14 protein-coding genes are annotated in these 20,041 nt (G+C 57.9%); 1 reads left to right on the top strand and 13 read right to left on the bottom strand.

The features are described from left to right. Nucleotides 1-3: 3 nt before the first annotated feature. Nucleotides 4-2,301, bottom strand: coding sequence for a 1,4-alpha-glucan branching enzyme (glgB, locus tag ACQ4N7_RS03680; RefSeq protein ID WP_430710272.1), 2,298 nt, complete (start codon nt 2,299-2,301; stop codon nt 4-6). A 120-nt stretch (nt 2,302-2,421) separates the two neighbouring features. Continuing rightward, entirely contained in the window at nt 2,422-2,733 is a 312-nt protein-coding gene (locus ACQ4N7_RS03675) for a hypothetical protein (protein WP_430710271.1), read from the bottom strand. Nucleotides 2,734-2,864: 131 nt separating this feature from the next. On the opposite strand from ACQ4N7_RS03675, the gene ACQ4N7_RS03670 reads away from it, so the two are divergent. After that, nucleotides 2,865-3,590: a pre-peptidase C-terminal domain-containing protein gene (locus ACQ4N7_RS03670; RefSeq protein WP_430710270.1), complete on the top strand. Its 726-nt coding sequence runs from the start codon at nt 2,865-2,867 to the stop codon at nt 3,588-3,590. A 381-nt stretch (nt 3,591-3,971) separates the two neighbouring features. Here ACQ4N7_RS03670 and ACQ4N7_RS03665 read toward each other — a convergent pair whose 3' ends face one another. The 11 genes from ACQ4N7_RS03665 to ACQ4N7_RS03615 form a co-directional block, all read right to left on the bottom strand. Then, a complete protein-coding gene (locus ACQ4N7_RS03665; protein WP_430710269.1) occupies nt 3,972-4,736 on the bottom strand; it encodes a phycobilisome rod-core linker polypeptide in 765 nt (254 codons plus the stop codon). 143 nt (nt 4,737-4,879) lie between these two features. After that, complete coding sequence (gene fumC / locus ACQ4N7_RS03660) at nt 4,880-6,277, bottom strand: class II fumarate hydratase (protein WP_430710268.1); 1,398 nt, start codon at nt 6,275-6,277, stop codon at nt 4,880-4,882. Between the two features lie 161 nt (nt 6,278-6,438). Continuing rightward, entirely contained in the window at nt 6,439-7,089 is a 651-nt protein-coding gene (locus ACQ4N7_RS03655; protein ID WP_430710267.1) for a PEP-CTERM sorting domain-containing protein, read from the bottom strand. Between the two features lie 206 nt (nt 7,090-7,295). Beyond that, nucleotides 7,296-8,483 (bottom strand): DNA double-strand break repair nuclease NurA, encoded by a 1,188-nt coding sequence (locus tag ACQ4N7_RS03650; protein ID WP_430710266.1) that lies wholly within the window; start codon nt 8,481-8,483, stop codon nt 7,296-7,298. Nucleotides 8,484-8,902: 419 nt separating this feature from the next. Further along, nucleotides 8,903-10,132: a ferrochelatase gene (locus tag ACQ4N7_RS03645; protein ID WP_430710265.1), complete on the bottom strand. Its 1,230-nt coding sequence runs from the start codon at nt 10,130-10,132 to the stop codon at nt 8,903-8,905. Nucleotides 10,133-10,329: 197 nt separating this feature from the next. After that, nucleotides 10,330-13,518 (bottom strand): hybrid sensor histidine kinase/response regulator, encoded by a 3,189-nt coding sequence (locus tag ACQ4N7_RS03640; protein WP_430710264.1) that lies wholly within the window; start codon nt 13,516-13,518, stop codon nt 10,330-10,332. 237 nt (nt 13,519-13,755) lie between these two features. Then, nucleotides 13,756-16,698: a methyl-accepting chemotaxis protein gene (locus tag ACQ4N7_RS03635; protein ID WP_430710263.1), complete on the bottom strand. Its 2,943-nt coding sequence runs from the start codon at nt 16,696-16,698 to the stop codon at nt 13,756-13,758. Nucleotides 16,699-16,788: 90 nt separating this feature from the next. Next, a complete protein-coding gene (locus ACQ4N7_RS03630) occupies nt 16,789-17,391 on the bottom strand; it encodes a chemotaxis protein CheW (RefSeq protein ID WP_430710262.1) in 603 nt (200 codons plus the stop codon). A gap of 45 nt (nt 17,392-17,436) precedes the next feature. After that, nucleotides 17,437-17,802, bottom strand: a complete 366-nt coding sequence (locus tag ACQ4N7_RS03625; protein WP_430710261.1) for a response regulator transcription factor — start codon at nt 17,800-17,802, stop codon at nt 17,437-17,439. Between the two features lie 52 nt (nt 17,803-17,854). Beyond that, nucleotides 17,855-19,042, bottom strand: a complete 1,188-nt coding sequence (locus ACQ4N7_RS03620; protein WP_430710260.1) for a response regulator — start codon at nt 19,040-19,042, stop codon at nt 17,855-17,857. Nucleotides 19,043-19,539: 497 nt separating this feature from the next. Then, complete coding sequence (locus ACQ4N7_RS03615; protein ID WP_430710259.1) at nt 19,540-20,034, bottom strand: chemotaxis protein CheW; 495 nt, start codon at nt 20,032-20,034, stop codon at nt 19,540-19,542. Nucleotides 20,035-20,041: the final 7 nt, after the last annotated feature.

Genomic DNA, 20,041 nt, shown 5'->3' with positions numbered 1-20,041 from the left:
CGGCTACTGGGCTGGTAGGGCGTTGGAGGCCTCTTTGCGATCGCACTTCAGCACAATTACCCCCAGGGGCGGCAGGGTCAGGTCGAGCGAGTAGGGCCGACTGTGAAAGGCCCAGTCCTCAGACCATTTGCCGCCCAGGTTGCCCATGTTGCTGCCGCCAAAATCGCGGGCATCGCTGTTAAACAGCTCCTTGTAGTAGCCCGGCTCGGGCACGCCCACCCGGTAGTGACTGTGGGGCTGGGGCGTAAAGTTACAGACCACCACCACAAAGTCGTCGCTATCTTTGTCGCGGCGAATGAACGACACCACGCTGTGGCGGTTGTCGCTACAGTCAATCCACTCAAAGCCCGCCTGGTCAAAGTCTTGAGAGAACAGGGCCGGTTCGCTGCGATAGAACTCGTTGAGCTTGCCCATAAAGTGCTTGAGGCTGGCGTGGGGCTGGTGCTGCAGCAGGTGCCATTCCAGATCACCCCACACGTTCCACTCGCTCCACTGACCAAACTCCATGCTCATGAACAGGGTTTTCTTGCCTGGGTGCATGAACATGTAGGTGTAGAGGCAGCGCAGGTTGGCAAACTTTTGCCACTCATCGCCCGGCATTTTGCCCAGCATATTGCTCTTGCCGTGCACTACCTCGTCGTGGGACAGCGCCAGCATAAAGTTTTCGGTGAAGGCGTACCAGATGCTGAACGTGACGTTGTTCTGGTGAAACTGCCGGAACCACGGGTCCATGTTGAAGTAGTCCAGCATGTCGTGCATCCAGCCCATGTTCCACTTGAGGTTGAACCCCAGGCCGCCCACGTAGGTAGGCCAGGACACCATGGGCCAGGCGGTCGACTCTTCTGCAATCGACAGCACCCCTGGGAAGTAGGTGAACAGCACATGATTCACCTGGCGCAGAAAATCTGCCGCTTCGATGTGCTCGTGGCCACCGTACTCATTGGCCACCCACTCCCCATCTTTGCGGAAATAGTTGAGGTAGAGCATTGAGGCCACCGCATCTACCCGAATGCCGTCGATGTGGTATTTCTCAAACCAGAACACAGCATTGGCCACCAGGAAGTTGCGCACCTCGTTGCGGCCATAGTTAAATACCAGCGTGCCCCACTCCTTGTGCTCGCCTTTGCGAGGGTCGGCGTGCTCGTAGAGGTGAGTACCGTCAAAGAAAGCCAGCCCGTGACCATCTTTGGGAAAGTGGCCCGGCACCCAGTCCACAATGACCCCGATGTCGTTTTGGTGGCACTGATCGACGAAGTACATAAAGTCTTCGGGAGTACCGTAGCGAGACGTGACGGCGTAGTAGCCCGTCACCTGGTAGCCCCAGGAGCCATCGAAGGGGTGCTCGGCAACAGGCAGTAGCTCAATGTGGGTAAACCCCAGCTCTTTGATATAGGGAATGAGCCGATCGGCCAGCTCTCGATAGGTTAGGAAGCGGGCTCCAGGCTTGAGTTCGGCCACGGTGACGACGGGCTCTTTGGTGCCATCAGGGCGCAGCGCCGGGTTGGCCGACGACTCGTGTAGCCACGAGCCCAGGTGCAGTTCGTAAATAGATATCGGCTGGGTCAGCGGCTCGGTCTGACGTCGCTTTTCCATCCAATCGTGGTCTTGCCAACCGTAACTATCTAAGTCGGTGACAATAGAAGCCGTTTTAGGTCGAATTTCCTGCTGAAACCCGTAGGGATCAGATTTTTCGTAAATGTGGCCGTCGTGATTTTTAATTTCGTACTTATAGTGGACCCCGACCTCCAGTCCAGGAATAAACAAATCCCAAATGCCGTTAGAGAGACGGCGCATCTGGTGCTTGCGGCCATCCCAGTAGTTAAAGTCGCCCAGCACTGAGGCATTGCGAGCATTGGGTGCCCACACCGCAAAGTACACGCCAGCCACCCCTTCAATGGTGGTGAAGTGGGCACCTAGCTTTTCGTAGATGCGGTGGTGGTTGCCTTCGCTAAATAGATGTATATCGAAGTCGGTAATGGTACGCGTCTTGAAGGCGTAGGGGTCGTAAATAACCTGAACATGGTCGCCGCTAGCGTACTTGAGCTGGTAATTGGCCAGATCTTGAACCTCCAGCACGCACTCAAAGAAGTGGGGGTTGTGGTTAGACTCCATCGCCACTTCCTTGTGCTCCTGTGGCAGCACTACCCAGGCTTTGTCAGCTTGGGGTAGGTAGGCTCTTACAGCCCAGACGGTTTGTCCATCTTGTTGCTGCACCATGTGGGGCCCAAGAATCTCAAAGGGGTCGTGGTGCTGGTTCCAGACAATCCGGTCAATCTGCTCAGCGTCAACGGTTGCAGGCATGTTATTAAAGGTCCACAGGGGGCTATAAACGATCTATGCGAATTTACTATCTGCGGAATAGAGTAACAAAACTTAGCTATTTCCACAGGGAAATTTTTGCGGATTTCGCCGAAAGCGCCGCTAAGGCAGAAAGGGAAGTATGGGCTTGAGCACCCGTCTAAGCTGCAGCAGCTGAATCAGGGAAGCGATGTCGGGGTCAACGATCGCATCGGTGTTGGGGTCACGCAGGCGAGCTTGCAGAGCAGCGTAATCGGCTGCGGATATGGGTTTGCCGTCAATGGGCGATCGCGCCTCAGTAATCACCTCTGTCCGCAACACTTCTTCGGGAATCTCATCGGGGGGAGGCAGGGCCAGAGCGGAGCCATTCAAGATGGCGATCAATCCTGATCCAACCAGTCCTGATTTAATCAGTAGCAGAGGCAGACGAGGCATAGACAAGCTCAGTGACTTAGCTTCAGTATTACAATAGCCTGCTGCGTCCCCGTCGGACTCTATCGTAGGCCGGGTCCGCCTGTGCTAGGCTGCATGGCAAGATTTGTGTGTTCTGTCCCTGGGGAGGTTGCATGGCTCATTTACGGCTATTTTCGGTGGGGAGGCTATTGTCTGCGGCAGTAGCGCCTTTAACTCTGGCGGGGCTACTGGCTGGCGCAGCGGCCTCGTCTGCCCAAACTGACCCAGTTTTGCAGGAGACGGGCACGATTTATCCAGCCCAGGCTACCTACACCTTTGAAGGTACGACCGGCCAGGCGATCACGATTACCTTAGACAGCGAAGATTTCGACCCGGTGCTGTCGCTCCTGGGGCCAGGCGAAACCGAAATTGCCGCTAACGATGACTTTGGTGGTACCTTAAACTCCAAAATCATTATCGAACTGCCTGAAGATGGCGCTTATACCGTAGTTGCCAAGTCATTTTCAGGTCAGGGGGGCGACTATGATCTCGTTGTTCGCGGTTCTACTGACTTTGAGAAGGCCTACGCCGAGGCCGAAGCCCTGGTCCTAGCCGAAGACTATCCTGGCGCTATTGACGCTTACACCAAGGCGATTGACATCGACCCTGAGCAATCATCAGCTTACTTAGGTCGGGCCCAGGCCATTCTGGGTCGGGTGTATCTTGAGCAGGGCGATGCCATTCAGGGGCCGGAGGACATTCCTCTAGAGGCGCGCGAGGCCGTGATTGCTGACTTTGAACAGGCGGCTACTCTATTTGAAGCCAGCGGCTCTACAGACTGGGCTGAATCTCTGCGGGGGCAGATAGATGTGCTGCGCGAAGCGGGCAACTCAAACTAATCTCAAAAAAGTCAGCAACTTTTCCGGATCGGGGTGCGTCTAGGCAGAAAAGGTGAATGGTAGATGCACCCTGAAAAGTCCCACTGGCGATCGCCAGGGGATTTTTTTTGCCTATACTGCGCGCCGGTCCGCCCGCTGAGGGTTGACCGTCGACACAGAGGTCAGGATGCGTTCGACGTAGAGACGCTGCGCTGCCCCTGCCCGAGGATTCTGCTGTTGAAGCGCCCTAGCTACTGCTGCAATCGCCATTGAGTAGCGCGTAGGCGATGGCCGTACCCCTACTTGCTGCGGTGTGCCAATCCCAAGCGCCAACAAAAAGGGATGCAGGCCGCAACCTACATCCCAGTGGAGTTCTAGAAACTTAACCGAAGTTGCTAGCGCCTAGTCAGCTGACACCTTGCGGTAGGGCACGGCGGTTGCGATGTTAATGTTGCTGGTAGACACGCGGGCTGGTGCGGCACCGCTGGCCCCAATGCTGCGAGCCATACCTAAGAACATTTGAGGGTTGCCTGCGGTAACCTTTTTCTCCTGGGGTACATACCGCTTGACCTGAGACTGCCACACAATCTGAGGGAAGCCCAGCTGATTGCGGTGGTAGGCGTCGTAGCGGGGGTTCTTGATGTGGATGGGGCGCTCCCCTTCCTCTCGACCGGGCAGCACTCGGCGCTTTTGGTAGGGCACGGTGTTGTAGCCAAAGCTGGTGAGGTACTCTTCGCTGTCGAGGAGCTCATCGACCAGGCCCTGGATGCCTTTGTTGGCCACTTTAATAGACCAGGCAATTTTTTCGCGATCGCTATACACGTCGCGACCCAGAATCTTCTGGACACAGTGCTCTACAAACTTGTAGTTGCTGTTTTTCTCGTAGAAGCTGTTGTAGAACGTGGGCGACAGCGCCAGGCCACGGATAAAGTCACGCACGGTGATTTGGCCGTTGCGCAGCTGCGACTCCAGAAAAGGCTGGCGATCGCACTTAAAGGCGTGGAAGAACATCTGCCGATAGGCTGCTTCAATCAGCGCATCCATATCGCTGGTGTCGTACAGGTCGTCGGTAGAGAAAAATCTGGGCTGTTCGTCGCCACCGATTTCATAACTGGCAACGCGCTGATTTTGGCTGGACGGGGAATAGTTTAGTAACGGAAGAGACACGTTTGAATCTCCAGAATCTTAGGAAAATTTACAAACTTTAAGGATGATCATACGGGAACGGCTGCCTCGAACCTGAGCCACCGGAGCAAATCAACATAGTCCTTAACATTCCACAGGTGTGGACGCCGCAGCGGCGGCTGACCCTAGGGATGGGTCATGCGACGGGGGTTGATCAGGGCGTCAAACTCCGCCTCAGAGACGTAGCCTAGGGCCAGAGCCGCCTGTTTGAGGGTGAGGTCGTGCTCAAAGGCGTGGTGGGCAATTTGAGAGGCCTTGTCGTAGCCGATGGCCGGGCTGAGGGCGGTGACCAGCATCAGCGACTGCTGCACGTACTGGTCGATCTGTTTGTAATTGGGAGTCATGCCCAGCACCAAAAACTCGGTGAAATTTTGGCAGCTGTCGGCCATCAGCCCCGCCGACTGCAGCAGATTAAAGATCATCATTGGTTTGTAGACATTCATGTCGAGGTAGCCGCTGGCCCCGGCAAAGGCTACCGCTGCGTCGTAGCCCATCACCTGCACCGCCACCATCGCCAAAGCCTCGCACTGGGTGGGGTTGACCTTGCCCGGCATAATCGAAGACCCCGGCTCGTTCTCAGGCAGGTGTAGCTCAGCAAAGCCTGCCCTTGGCCCACAGCTCAGCAGGCGAATGTCGTTGGCAATTTTGTACAGCGATACCGCTAGGGTTTTAAGCACGCCGCTAGCCATCACCACAGCATCGTGGGCTCCCATCACGGTGAACTTATTGGCGGCGCTGACGAAGGGCAGCCCGGTGAGCTGGGCAATGTGCTGAGCGGCGGCCTCAGCAAAGCCCGGTCCGGCATTGAGGCCGGTGCCGAGAGCCGTTCCCCCAATGGCGAGCTGGTGCAGCCCTGGCAGGGCACCGTCGAGGCGAGCCAGGTTGTCGTCGAGCATACCCACATAGCCCGAAAACTCCTGGCCCAGGGTGAGGGGGACGGCGTCTTGCAGGTGAGTACGACCAATTTTGACGATGTCGCTCCAGGCCTCGGCCTTTTCCGCCAGCGCCTCCCTGAGCTGGGTGACCGCAGGAACCAGCCGCTGAGTGAGCACCTGGGCCGCCGCAATGTGCATCGCCGTGGGGAAAACATCGTTGGAGGACTGCGACATGTTGACGTGGTCGTTGGGGTGAATGGGGGTTTTGCTGCCCATCACGCCGCCCGCTAGCTCAATGGCGCGGTTGGCAATTACCTCGTTGACGTTCATGTTGCACTGGGTACCGCTGCCCGTCATCCACACGTGTAGGGGAAAGTGATCGTCGAGCTGTCCAGCAATAATCTCATCCGCCGCCCGCACAATGAGGTCGGCTTTCTCCTGGGGCAGTTTGCCCAAATCGGCATTGGCCAAAGCAGAGGCCTTTTTGGCGATTGCGATCGCCCGCACCACCTCCAGGGGCATTTTGTCTTGACCAATGGAAAAGTAGCGAATCGATCGCTGGGTTTGCGCCCCCCAGTAGCGATCGCTGGGCACGGCAATTTCTCCCATACTGTCGGTTTCTTGACGGGTGGGTAGTGCATCGACCATGGTGCTGTTCCCTAGAGCGTATGCTCCGATTCAACCACAAGCCAGTCGTTCAGCGCTAAACCTCCGGCTGAAAAATTCCCATAAAAAACCCTGGAGACAATTGCTGTCTCCAGGGCTATTGGTCGCTTTGAAAGGTTGGAACGGGTAATAAGGGCAGGGTGCTAGGCCTGCTTTTTGCGCACCAGGCCTACGGCGCTCAGGCCCACCAGCGCCAGAGCGGCGGTAGAGGCTGGCTCGGGAACGCTAGTTTTAGGCTCTTCAGGGGTGAGACTGCCCTTGCCTACAAAGATCGAGGCGTGGGATAGATCCTTCTGGTCAAAGGTGGCCCAGGTACCGCTGTTGATGGGGGTGTTGCCGTCGAAGTAGTAGGCGGTGTAGGCGTTGCCCGCCTTGAGGCTAATCACAAATGGCGTTGCGATCGTCTTAGCCAGGCTCCAGGTGCCAGTGCCCTTGCCATTTTGAACCCAGCTAAAACCCAGGTCGTTTGGCCCAGCCGAGTTTTTGCCGCCTTCATACTTGCCATCAAATCCCCAGTCCCCCAGGGTTTCGTTGAGGAAGGCGGTCAGAGGAGCGCTGATACTGCTGGTGACGTCGTTACCAGCGGTTGGATCTAAACAGCTGGTGTAGCTGAGGGAAGACCCGCCAGCTAGGGGGTTGCTGGTGACAGATCCGCTGGCACAGGTCAGGGAAGCGGCTGGCTGGGTGGGTTGACTACCGCTGCCTTTGTTGCCTTTGTTATCGGCCTTAGCCATAGCTGAGGGAGCCATTGAGCCGAGCAGTCCAACGAGCACCAGCGCTGAGCTTAAAACCATAAATACTTTCATGTAGGGCAAATCCTCCTTATATAGGCACTGTAGGCAGTAGCCATAGACGAAAGGGGGCGTTTGCGTCTGATGGTCTCTCCGAGACAGATACAAATTTTCGGGTGTACTTTTCTACTTAAACACCCTGCGTAAGCGAGTGTGTAGGTCAAATTACGGAGCTTAGACCTGGTTTACCGAGACTTTATGGTTGATGCTTAGCGGCGGCGCTGCTTGCTGACCATTTTGCGCGAGAGGCGCAGGTTGATGGCTTCGCGATCGGCCCAGTCTTGCAGCACCCGCAGAAAGATGTGCTTGTCTTGACCCTGTAGCACGGCGGTTTGGTCGGCGGTTTCGATGCTGTAGGGGTAGCCGCCGCCGATAATCACCTCGCCGCGCACCCAGTTGAGGTACTGGGTGATGTGGCCGCTTTCCCACATCCAGCGGGGCATTTCGAGCCGCACGGGGTAGCCGTCGCGGGTGGTTTTGAGGTAGGTGAAGGCAATTTGGTCGCCGTAGTCGCTGTACTGGTCGAGAACGCCGCCGCGATCGCACTGAAATACGGCCGTGCGATCGCCCCACTCCATCAGTCGCGCCAGCAGCTGGGCGTCGTGGATGCCCTCGGTGGCCTCCAACCCGTAAGCATGGTGCAGCATGCCGGTCAGATCGTGGGCGTAGGAGGTATCGACGTAGCCCACCAGGGGCACGCGGCGGCGACAGCTGGCCTCCAGCAGCGACAAAATAGACTGCACGTAGGCGGTTTGGCTCTCCTGATCAAAGGCTTCGGCAAAGGTGACGACCAGCGCCCCGTCAAAAAAGACCAGCGTGCGCTCTGGCTCTGTGCAGGCGTTGATGTACTCCACCAGGCGCGCTACTTCCATTTGAAAGCGGCGAATATTAACCCGGCGCTCGACTGGCTGGGCGGGGTTGGGTCCCAGTTCTGCCGGAGTCATGAGATCGACCCGCACGTCTTTTTTGTAGGGTCGAGTGGCGCTGTGGGGGTTTTCAAACCAGCCGATTTGCAGCAGCGCAATGGGGATGGAAATATCTTTGCCGGGGGAGATTTGGGAGCCGTCAACGGCGAAGGTGGTGATGTCTGTCAGGACGGTTTGTACCCACTGGGCGCTTTGCTCGCGGTTGGTCCAGCGATCGCCGACCGGGCCAGATTCAGCAAAAAAGAAGGGCAGAATGCCTTTGTCAGCGGCAAGGTTTTCTAGCGGTCGGGCACCTACCGGCCCAGGGTGAGCTTCGAGTTGAGCCATCTGTCGCGCCAGGGGTAGAGCCGCAAACTCAATCCAGGCTCGGTTATAGGCGTGCAATAGCTCAAACTTAGCTCGGCTAAAAGCGCTAAAGGCATCTCGCTTTTGGTCGAGCAGGGCTTTAATTTGGCTAGAACTCACTGGCATAACCCATCCATCGCTTAGAACGCCTGTATTAATGGCTGATTTTAGCGGGTTTGGTGGGGCTTGTCACCCGTTGAGTCTCAAGCGATATTCAGTATGATTACCAAGATTAGAACCATTGTCTCTGGGCAGCCTAGAAGTAGCGCAATCAACCTCAAATTACTATGGTTCTACAGCTTTATCTGCTAGCGTCGCTGACGGTTTTTCTGTTAGCTATTGGTCCGTTTTTACGCGATCCAGCCCAGCCAAAGTATCGGTTGGGCAGCTGGGTATTTCTGGGGCTGGCAGTGGTGCTCAGCCCCATCACTCTCCCTAATATGCTGAAAAAGCGGATCAGCAAACAGTGCTCATCCGCTTTTGTTCATGGTCTGATATCTAAGGCCTAACTGAGCTAAGTAAAGTCAGGCTTTGGATGGCCGCTGCTAGTGATGATGGCCGTGGTCATGGCTGTGGCCATGATCGTGATTGTGGCCATGATCGTGGCTGTGACCGTGCAGGTGGTGATCGTGGGTGTGGCCGTGGTGGCTGTGTACTGCCGCCGCCTGCGATGCGGCTAGCGAGGGGTTGATGGCCAGGGCATCTTCTTCGAGCAGGTCGGCGATGTGCTTGTCGGCCCAGGTGGCGGCCATAGCCAAGAAGGCGGGGTCGTCGTTAACGCAGGGCATTTGCACGTAGGTAACGTGGGGGTGCTTGCGACGCAGCCCTTCGATAATGTGCTCGACATCGAGCAGGGTTTCGTGGTTTTCGGTGGCGAAACCAATCGGCATGAACACCAGGGCAGTGGCCCCCAGGTCGATCAGGTTGCGGGCGGCGAGATCCGCGTTGGGCTGGGTCCACTTGATCAGCGGGGTGTCGTGGTTGAGCCAGCCGACGGAAATCAGCGGGTATTTGTAAATCAGCTTATCGCGCACTTGGTCGTAGAGCTTTTGGCTTTCGTCGATGCCGGAGGTAAAGCCTTTGGCCTCGTGGGGGCAGCCGTGGTTCATCAGCACGATGCCGGTTTGCGACGGCAGGTGGGCAACGGCCAAATGGCTCTTGATCTTGTCTTCGACCATCGAGGCCAGGTAATCAATATAGTCGGGGGCGTCAAAGAAGGAGGGGATGTAGCGCATGCCCTGCACCCAGTGCTCGGTGCCATCGGAGAGTTTGGCGAGCGCGTCGTTGACCTGCTCGATCGCAATGCCGCTGGTAAAAATAGAGTCGACCACCAGTAGAGGGTAGATCAGCAGCTTGTCGTAGCCTTCGGCCTTGACCTGCTCTAGTACCTGCTCGGGGAGGAAGGGCTTGCAGAAGTTGAAGGCTTTGAAGACTTTAATGCGATCGCCCCAGCGCTCTTTTAAGTTGGCTTCGATGCCCGCTCGCTGGGCCTCAAAAATGGCATTGTGGGGGGAGATAAAGTTGCCGTGCTGGTGGCTCCACTCGTGCAGGTCAAAGGCGGCCAGTAGCTTGGCCAGCGGGGGATAGACCCAGGTGGGAACGGGGGCAAACTTGGCGGTGAGCAAATTGAGGGCCTGCTCATTGTAGTTGGCAAAGTCTTCGTAGCTTTCGACTTCGCCGTAGCCCATTAGCAGCACCGCTACCCGGCTATCGCCTGCGGGGGAGGGGTGAGCGTGAGATGCAGACGTTTGCATAACGTCGGGGGTGGCAACCATAGTCCTGCTCTTTTGAAGTGTCGTTCTCTACAGGCTAACATCCCCCCTTAGGGGATAAACATTAACAAAACCAGCAGGTTAGCCAAAGGCGATCGAGCCTGGTTTAGCCAAGACAGCCTGTCAAGGAATGGTACTGAAGCAGATCGAAGCGGCACTATCCCCCTGTGGGCATATTTCCATCACCCGCGTTGAGGCGATTAGGAAGCACGAGGTGCCCTGGAGGTCTGGAGATGAGTGGTGATTGCGCCCAAAAACTCCTGCTCTAGGTAGGGCTTGGTGAAGTAGTCGGTGGCCCCTAACTGCATCGCCAGCCAGCGGTGCTTGTCGTTGCTGCGAGAGGTCAGCATCAGGGTGGGAATAGCGGCCAGGGCAGGGTTTTGGCGGCGGGCGGTGAGAAACTCAAAGCCGTTCATGTTGGGCATTTCGATATCGCAGACGACCAGCCCTACTGCCGGGTTTTGGTCGAGCTGCTCTAGGGCCTCCTGGCCGTCGCGAGCCTGTAAGACGCGGTAGCCCGCCCGCTCAAGCGAAAGAGCCAGGGTGCGACGAGAGGTAATGGCATCGTCGACTACTAATACAGTAGTGGCGTGCAGCGCGATCTGGGGAGCGGGGTCGGTGGGTGAGTCGGTCTGCTCTAGCCCGGTTGGTGCAGCGGTCTGAGGGTGGCGAAGCAGATGGTCTAAAAAGGCCTGACCGTCGATGACCGGAATAACGCTGCCATCGCCCAGTACTGTGCAGCCGTAGGCGTAGGGAGGCGGGCCAAGGGCGGTGCCAAAGGGCTTAATCACTGACTCTTGCTCGGTTACCAGGCGATCGACCTGGATGGCGACGTAGCGCTGGTCTGAGGCCGTGCCCAGCTGGCGATCGCCCCGGTCTAAGATCAGCACGGGCGACTCCCAGTCGGCGGGGGAGGGCACCGCGGCCAGCACCTGACTGAGGGGAAGTTCGGGCCGCAGACAGCGGTAGGACAGCAAATCACTGAGGCTATAGACGGGCACCTGCTGGTCGTGCCAGGCGAGCCAGGTGTGATCGGGCTGCTGGTCGAGCTGATGCGATCGCGGCACCAAAATTTCGGTAATGCTGTCGCTGCGAAAGGCGATCGGCGTAGAGCCCACAAAGCAAATTAGCAGGTTAACAAGGCTCAGAGTCATGGGCAGCGAGAGGGTAAAGCGGGTGCCCGAGCCCGGTACCGACTGCACCGTCACGGTGCCCTTGAGCCGCTGTAGCTGGTCTTGCACCACGTCTAGGCCCACCCCTCGCCCCGACAGATCGCTGACCTGCTGGGCGGTCGAAAAGCCTGGCTCAAAGAGATAGCGATAGAGTTGGTCGGCGGTGGCGGTGGCCAGCTCTGCGGCCGATAGCCAGCCCAGATCCGTCAGCCGCTGGCGCACGCGCTCCAGGTCGATGCCCCGACCGTCGTCGCTGACCTCAATGTCGATCTGGCGGCCCCGGTAGCAGGCCCGCAGGGTGATCTGCCCAACTGGGGGCTTACCCTGGCGATCGCGCTCTTCGGTGGGTTCCAGACCGTGGTCAAAGCCGTTGCGAAGCAGGTGCAGCAGCGGATCGTAGAGTTTTTCGAGCACGGCCTTATCGACTAGCAGAGCCGTCCCTTCCAGGCTGAGCTCGGCGGGCTTGCCGTAGGTATTTGACAGGTCGCGCAGCACTCGCGGGAAACGGTTGAGCACCTGGCTCAGGGGCACCATGCGGGCGTACATCAAATCGTCTTGCACCTGGGAGAGCATTTTGCGGTGCTGCCCCAGCATCTGGTCGGCCTGACGATTAAACAGCGTGATGTCGGCGGCGGCTTCTTCGAGCTGCACCATCTCTTCGAGCAGAGTTTGGGTGTGGGTGTAAAGGGCCGTGTAGGTATCCATCTCCAGGGAGTCAAAGCCAGGGGTGGTCGGTGGTGGAGTCGGAGTGCCTGCTCCGATGGCGATCGGCTGACGCTGGCGATCGGGGGCGATCAAAATCTGGTCTGAGACCGCTTGCAGCTGCTCGACGGTGGCGCGCACGCGCTCAAAGCGGCTGATCAGTTCCTTTAGGCCCAGGCGAATTTGGTTGGTTTGCAAAGCCAGACCGTTGCGGTTGATGGTCAGTTCACCGAGCTGGTTTTCGAGGCGGGCCAGCCGCTGGGTGTCAACGCGGACGGTGAGGCCAGCGGGGAGAGGGGTGGTGAGGGCGGGGGGGAGGGTAGGTGAGGAGAGTGAGGGTGCGAGAGATGGGTCGGGGTCGGGGTTGGTTTCAGCGGTGGTGACGATTGGTTCTCCAGTGAAAATGGCTTCGATGGCGATGGCCGAACCTGGGAGAGGGGGATTGCGGCTGGCACTGTCGGGTACTGGGGGCGTTGGGGAGAAAACCTCAGTGAGGTTTGGGCTGAGGGGTGCGGGGTCTGACGGAACCAAATCGGCTGCTGGGGGCTGGGTTTCAACTAGCCAGGTCAGGTCATCGGCTGCTGGCAGAAGATCTTCATTCCAGGTGGCGTTGGCTAAATCGTCGTTGCCAAACACTGAGGCTAAGAACTGCTCTGCGGCAGGCTCTAGGGGGAGGTCTAGAGGGAGAGCTAGAGATAATTTTGGGGATAATTCTAAAGATGTCTCGGGCGCTGTGGCCAGGGCTTGCAGAGCTACTGAGGGGGCTCCGCCAGTAGACGATTCGGTGCTTAAAACCTCTGCTCGGCCCTGGCGAAAATCTGCGATCGCCAGCCGAGTAATTTCTAGCGCCTGGTCTGGGTTGGCTGCCAGGGCCTGGAGGGCCGTCTCGGCAATTTGAGCAAACCCGGCCAGATCGAGCAGTTCGGCAAAGCCCAGAAAAATTTCGGCCTGGGCCCGCAGCTCTCCTGCGATTTCGTGGACCTGAGGGTTTTCTAGCACTCGGGCCAGGTGGTCTAGCCCCTGCTGTACGTCAACCTCAAAAATGGAGGTGGCCATATCAAACCCCAGATCTGAGGAGCTGGGGATGAAATTTTCGGTTTCGGCCATAGCGCTAGCCAGGTGCTGCTCTAGCTCCTGCAAAACGGGTTCTGCCGCAGCCAGGGCCTGGTCACCGTCAAAGGTGCCCTCGGTGAGCTGCTGGGTGAGGGGTAGCCGCAGGCAGTCGTAGGCTCGCAGCAGCTGGCTTTCTAGTTCGCTATCCACCACGATCGCGTCACTGTAGAGCGCCTTGAATAGGGCTTCGAGCCGGTGGGCGATCGCCTTAATTGCCTCCAGCCCAACGCTAGCCGCCCCACCCTTGAGCGAGTGCGCCGCCCGCATAATCTGGTGAATATCGGCAGTATTGCGCTGCTGCCCCAGGTTGAGCAGCCCCGACTCAATGGTTTGCAGCAGCTCCGGGGCCTCTTCTAGAAAGAACTGGTAGGCCTGATCGCGGATGTGGGGGTTAGTTGCCATAGCGGGACGGGGAAGATGAGAAGGGTGGGGAGATGGGGAAGGTGAGGAAGATGGGGGGAATGAGGGGGCGAGGAAGGTGAGGGGATAGGGAGGGGGGGGAGGTGAGGAAGATAATGATGGTGGAGGTGTAAAGTTCAAAGTTCAAAATGCAAGGTTCAAAATTTTGAATTCTTAATTTTGCATTTTGAATTCAACCATCCCCTCATCCCCTCATCCCCTCATCTCCCCACCGTTCTGCTAGCGCACGGTGAACCTCCCCACTTCTTCCTGCAACGCCTGGGCGACGGAGCGCAGCTGGGTAAAGGCCTCGGCGACCTGGTTGGCGGCGCTGGAGTTTTCGCTGGCGGTGGCGGCTACGCTGGTCATGGTTTCGCTGACCACTTCAGACACCTGGGACTGAACGACGGTGGCGTCGGCGATCGCGGCCACCAGGGCGCTGATCTGGCGGCTGACGGCGGTGATCTGGTTGAGGCTCTGGCGGGTTTCATCGACTAGCTGGGTGCCGGTGACCACCTGCTCGGTGCCGGTCTCCATAGCGGTGACTACGGCGTTGGTCTCGGCCTGGATGCTGGCGACGAGCGTTTCGATTTCGGTGGTGGCTTCGGCTGACTGGCGGGCCAGTTCGCGCACTTCTTCGGCCACTACCGCAAAGCCTTTGCCGCCTTCTCCGGCACGGGAGGCCTCGATGGAGGCGTTGAGGGCGAGCATGTTGGTTTGGGCTGCAAAGCCGCTGATCAGGTTCACCACGTTGGAGATCTTTTGGGACGATTCACCCAGGCGCTTGACCTTTTTGGCGGTGTCGGCCACGGTTTCGCGAATGGCCATGATGCCGTTTACCGTGCGGTTCATAGCGTCGTCGCCCTGGGCTACGGTCTGCTCGGCTTCGAGCACGGCGGCTTCGGCTTTGGCGGCGTTGGTGGCGACCAGCTGCACCGAGGTCGCCATCTCCTGAACGCGATCGATCGCGGCCACAATGTCGGCGGCCTGCTGATTGGCCGACTCGGCCAGGGTGCGCACCGAGGTTTGGCTGGTGTCGGTGGTGGCGGCCACCTGACGGGAGGCCTCCTGCACCTGCACTACAATTTTGCGCAGGTTGGCGATGGTGGCGTTGTAGGAGTCGGCCAGGGTGCCAATTTCGTCTTCGGTGACCTGGGCGCGCACGGTCAGGTTGCCCTGGCTGACGGGGTCAACATCCATGAGTAATTGCAGGGCGCTGCGCTGTAGTCCTTCTTTAATTTGGCGCTGTTCTTCGGCCAGGTTGCGGGTGCGCTCGATGAGTTTGACCCGGTCAATCACCAGACCCAGCTGTAGCCCCAGCTGTTTGATAAAGTTGATTTCGGTTTCTTGCCACGGGCGTACGGCCTGGCAGTGGTGGGTAATCAGCAGGCCGTAGAGACTGCCCTGACCGAGGATGGGCACCCCCAAAATTGATTTGACCTGGAGCTGTTGCAGTAGGGCCTGGTGCTCGGGGTGAAAGGCGGCATTGGCGACGTTGGTTTCGAGCAAAATGCCTTCGGTTTCGTACTTGTGACGGGTTTCGGCGGGAATACAGGGCTCGCTCAGCAGTTGCTCTAACGCGCTGGGCCAGTGGGTGTCTACCGATTCGGCCACAATTTCGCCGCTCCAGTCGGGGTTGAACTGGTAGATGACCACCCGATCGGAGGCGAGAATGTCGCGGGCCTCGGTTACCAGGCGTTCGTAGAGGGGCAGCAGATCGGCGGAGTCAATGATTTTGGCACCGGTAATGGCGGCGGCCAGGTTGGCCCGGCGGGTGTTGAGGGTTTGCTCGCGCAAAAAGCCGCGCACCTGCACAACCAGTTCGTTAAAGGTCTGGGCCAGGGTTTGGGCTTCAGATGACCCGACCAGGTCGGCTTGGGCATCGAGGTTACCCCGCGACACTTCCTGCGCTTTGTCGGCCAGGGCCCCGAGCGGTGATGAAATTTGCTGGGCGATGGTTCGGGTCAACAGGGCCGCCACCCCACCCAGCACCAGACCCAGCAGCCCCAGGGTGACCAGGTTTTCGCGGCCAGCGGCGCGAATTTCGGCGACATCCATCGATGCGATCGCCACCCAGTTGAGCCGGGGCACTGTCGCCAGCGAATACTGTTTGCCCTGGTAGGTGAAGGTCGTCACCAGGCTTTCTGTGCCGCCAGCGGCACTCGCTGTCGAAACCTCCAGGTTTCTAATCGGAAAGGCTGAGTTGAGCTGCTGTTGCAGGTCGCTGGGGGCGGTGCCGATCTGGGCCGCCTCGGTGACAGCGCTAGCCAGCTGACCTACTACCTCGCCACCGACTAGGGTGAGGGAGCGAGGGGTGAGGGCTGCTTCTTGGCCCTGCGCGTTGAAGTTGGCCAGCACATAGTTAGAATTGGGCTCGAGGAGCTGTACCTGCTGAGAGCCCTGAATACCGGCGTTAGCCAGGTAGTCGTTGAGCTGCTCAAACTCAAGGGCGGTCATGAAAAACTTCACCGCGCCCAAAAATTCGTTGCTGCTGGGGTCGCGAATGGCCTGGCCAAAGTCGATGCCAACTCGAAAGGTAGAGGCGTCGTAGCCCGGCTGGCCAAACCAGAACCCGTCGCTGCTGGCCCGTTCCCACCAGTCTTCGCCCGCCTGGACGAAATCGGAGGGAATGCTGCTGTAGCCGACGTTGAGGCCGTTGGCCTCGGTGACAATGATCTCAGCAAATTGTTTGACAGCGGCGGTCTGAGCCAGATAGTCGTTAAAAGCGGGGTTGGTGGCTAGCTGCTTGCGCAAAATAAACTGCGACTCCAGGGTTTCTTCGGGTACCTGCAGCAGCTTTAAGCGGGTGGTCAGGGCGCGATCGCGCCGTACTTTGTCCAAAATCAGCGGGTTTTGAGCAAAAATTTGGGCAAAGGCAATTTGCTCATTCAGGTTGCCGCCGACGGTTTCACTCGCTAGCAGCGCCTGCCCCTGCAGCGCCTGGTTGATGGTGGCGCGGGTGCGGCTTTGGGTCAGCGCATAGGTAATCAGGCCACCGATCAGCAGGGGCACCAGGCTGAGGGGCAACACCGTAGACAGCAACTGCTGGCGCAGGCTACGGCCGGTAGAGGTTTTGGCTGAGCGATGGGGGGAAGTGGCACTGGGGTTTTGCACCAGCAAATCGGTCGCCGTCACGGTTGGAGTCTGGCTGCGGGGGTCAGATAAAGAAGGAACCTGAGTCATAGCGAGTAACCTTAAAAAGTTCAGTTAAGTTGGCTAAGTCGGCGACCAAAAACGCTGACCAAAGCAGGGCTGTACCTTCTAGTGACAGGGCTAGGGCTGCGCCATGGCCGCTAAGACCGCCGTGCCGTCTAAAACCAGCTGGGGCCGCCCCTGGCTATCGGGGTAGCAGCCCTGCAGAAAAGGCAGCAGACCCGGTTCAATAGGCGCTGCGATCGCGCTTTGCCCATCGAGCAGGGGCTGCATGGCACTGGCGGGGTAGGCCACCATGGCCTCTACGGCACTGACAACCAGCCCCAGGGTTGGGGGTTGCGCGTGGGCCGGCTGGTCGCGGTCGTAGGGCGGTTTGATGACCACTACCGTGTGGCGGGTGGTGGCTTCGGCCTGGCGGTACCAGGGTGCAAACCCCAAAAAGTGGCCTAGGTCGGCGATCCACAGCATGTCGCCCCGCCAGTTGTAGATGCCCATTACCCAGGGGGCCATATCAAACATGGGCACCACCTGGCCAATGGTCAGCTTCATAATCTCGACCAGGTTGACCCCCGGCAGCAGCAGGGGCAAATCGCCATTCACGCTCACCTGCAAAAACTGATCTTCGGCAGAATTGTCTACCGCCTCGGGCGGGGCGTTTTCTGCCGGTGGCGAGGGGGTGGAGGGGGTAGGGTGTTCGGCGGCGATCGCAGCGTCAACATCCATAGCTCAATATCCTTGGGTGGGGCAGCGTGTGATACTAAAACCTGACTAGACTTTGACCAGTTGATTCACGGCTTTGAGCAGTTCGTCCTGGTCAATGGGCTTGGCTAAGTAGGCATTGGCCCCCTGTTTTAAGCCCCAAAACTTATCCATCTCGGTGCCTTTAGTCGAGCACATAATCACGGGTACCTGCATGGTGCTGGCGTCTTCTTTGAGCTCGCGGCAGATCTCAAAACCGCTGCGATCGGGCAGCACGACATCGAGAATGATCAGATCAAACTGGTGGCTTTTAACCTGCTCAAAGGCTTCGGCGGCGCTTTTGGCGGTGAGGACGGTAATGCCGCGATCGCGCAGACAAAGCGTCAGAATTTCTTTGTCGGTCAGGCTGTCTTCAACAATCAAAACTTTGCTCATGGGTTACACCTGGGGTAGGGAGAAGAGTGGGTGAGTGGATGAGTGGGTGGGTCTAGGTAGGGGCGGGGGCGAGGTGTTTGCGAATCACGGAGAGAATCACAATCGGCTCCATCGGTTTGCTCAAAAAGTCGGTGGCTCCCAGTAGGCGAGCCCGCACCTGATCGACCAGGCCGTCGTTGCCGCTGAGAATGACGATGGGAACATCTTTGAAGCGAGACATTTTGCGCAGGCTGCTGCAAATTTCGTAGCCATTTGTATCGGGCATGACCAGGTCTAAAAACACCAGATCGGGCTTTTGAGCCAGCAGGGCCGGAATCGCCTTTGCCCCTTCGGTAATCGACAAAAAATCGTACCCTGCGGCCCGAATCACCTGCCCCATCGCTTTGCAAACCATGGGGCTGTCGTCAACACAGGCAATTTTGAGGGGACGCTGGTGAGCTGCGATCGGCGGATCTCCCTTCCCTAGGGCTGGAAAGTCGGCCACCTCGACCAGGTCGAGCCAGCCCGCCTGAATGTAGGGCCGTAGCGCCTGGGTGAGGTTGAGCACGTCTTGCCCCAGCTTGACGGCCAGGTCGCGCAGACTGCGCTGGCCATCGAGCAGCTGCATCAGCGAGGCATAGACCCCCGGCGAAACCTGCGCCCGAATGGGTTCTGGATGCTGAATGACTGGGGCCAGGTTGGGTGAGTAGGCCTCTAGCCCTCCCTCTAGCCAGGCCTCCCAGCGATCGGTGACCGAGGGCAGCAGCGTGGTTTCGTCGATAGCAATGGGCACATGGCTAGGGTCAAGCGCAGGCTGCCGAGCCAGCTGATACTGAGTTTCACCGGTTTGCACAACATCAAAGAGAATGTCGGCCACAATACTGGTGCTAATGTCTTGCAGCGCCTGTTGCGAGAGATGCCCCTGACTGAGCCAGTTGTGCAGCAGGTGGTAGTCCCAGCCGTCTAGCCAGCTGGCGGTGGGGCTTGTCACGAGAGATTTTTGCAGGGTCTGGTAGCTGAGGTCAGCTTCTGGCAAACGGGTCTGGGCCTGGCGATACCACTGCCGCATCGGGTGTACCCCACCGTGACCATAGATGACCTGACCCCGGTTAAAAAACAGAGTCCATTGGTGCCCTGCGGGAGCAGACCAGGTGAGCTTACCGCTAAAATCTAAGCGCTTGAGAACTGGAAAAATTTGCAGCTTCTTAACGCGTAAATAGTTGGCAATAGGTTTAGAATACTGGGCTGATCTGCCACTCATGGTTAGAGCCTGACTCGGTAACAGTTTGCAATTTTCTGGCTTGATCGAATCGGCACAACGCGAAGTAAATTTTGACGGTTAGACTAGATTGGTCTAGGAGCAGCTCATCTGAATTCTGCTCGAAACTGTTTTTTGACGCAGCTAAATTAGCTGTTCGGCGATCGCTATAGCGTTTCTGCCTCAGGCGGACACGCTGCTAGGTTCGCCAGCACGATCCTCAGTTTCTTGGGGCTGACGACAGACTCTTTAATTCTGAATTAAAACAGGAAGAAGAAATACTTCTCTCGATCGCCCTACAGGTATTGACGCGTTAGATACTGTGGCTTTTGTGCCATTGTTCTGGTGTTAATTTATTTTTAATATTCTTGCAACAACAAATAAATCATCTCAGTTGTGGTTGTATAGATCAATCAAAAGAATTGATAATCTGAGTATTTTAGAGGTTTCTTTATAAGTATTAAGATCGAGCTGTTTTAGCGGAAATTTTCCGGCTGGAGTTATTGGGGAAGTAGCGCATCGACATCCAGCAAAAATAGAGGAGGCTCGGTGTCGCTGAGGGTGACCAGGGTATTAACGCCCTGGAGATGGTGCATCATTAAGTAGCTGGTGGGGATGGGGCTAAAGGCCGACTGACGCGCCCGTTTGAGACTGGGAATGTCGTCGATTAAGAGCCCGAGCAGGCCAAATCGCGGCGAGTCAACCACCAAAATGGCCTGGGGTGGCTGGTCGCTGATGTCTGCGGCTGGGTCGCTATACCCCGGCAGCAGCGGTGCGGCCTGATAGATGCGATTGGCCACATCCATAATGGGAACGGTCTCCTGGTGAAGATGCGTCAGCCCCATGCCCAAGCCCGGAGCCTGACTTTCTGGAGGAATGACCCGACGCGCCATCGCCAGGGGTAGGCAAAACCAGTTGTGGCGTAGCGGAAACGCAATCAGTCGCAGCGAGGGTTCTGGGGCGGGCAGACGACGGTAGCGGGCGAGGGCAGTCATGGGCAAA

This window comes from Nodosilinea sp. AN01ver1, from assembly GCF_050565655.1.
In the GTDB taxonomy this organism is placed as follows: Bacteria; Cyanobacteriota; Cyanobacteriia; order Phormidesmidales; family Phormidesmidaceae; genus Nodosilinea.
This window is presented reverse-complemented; position numbering and strand designations above follow the sequence as displayed.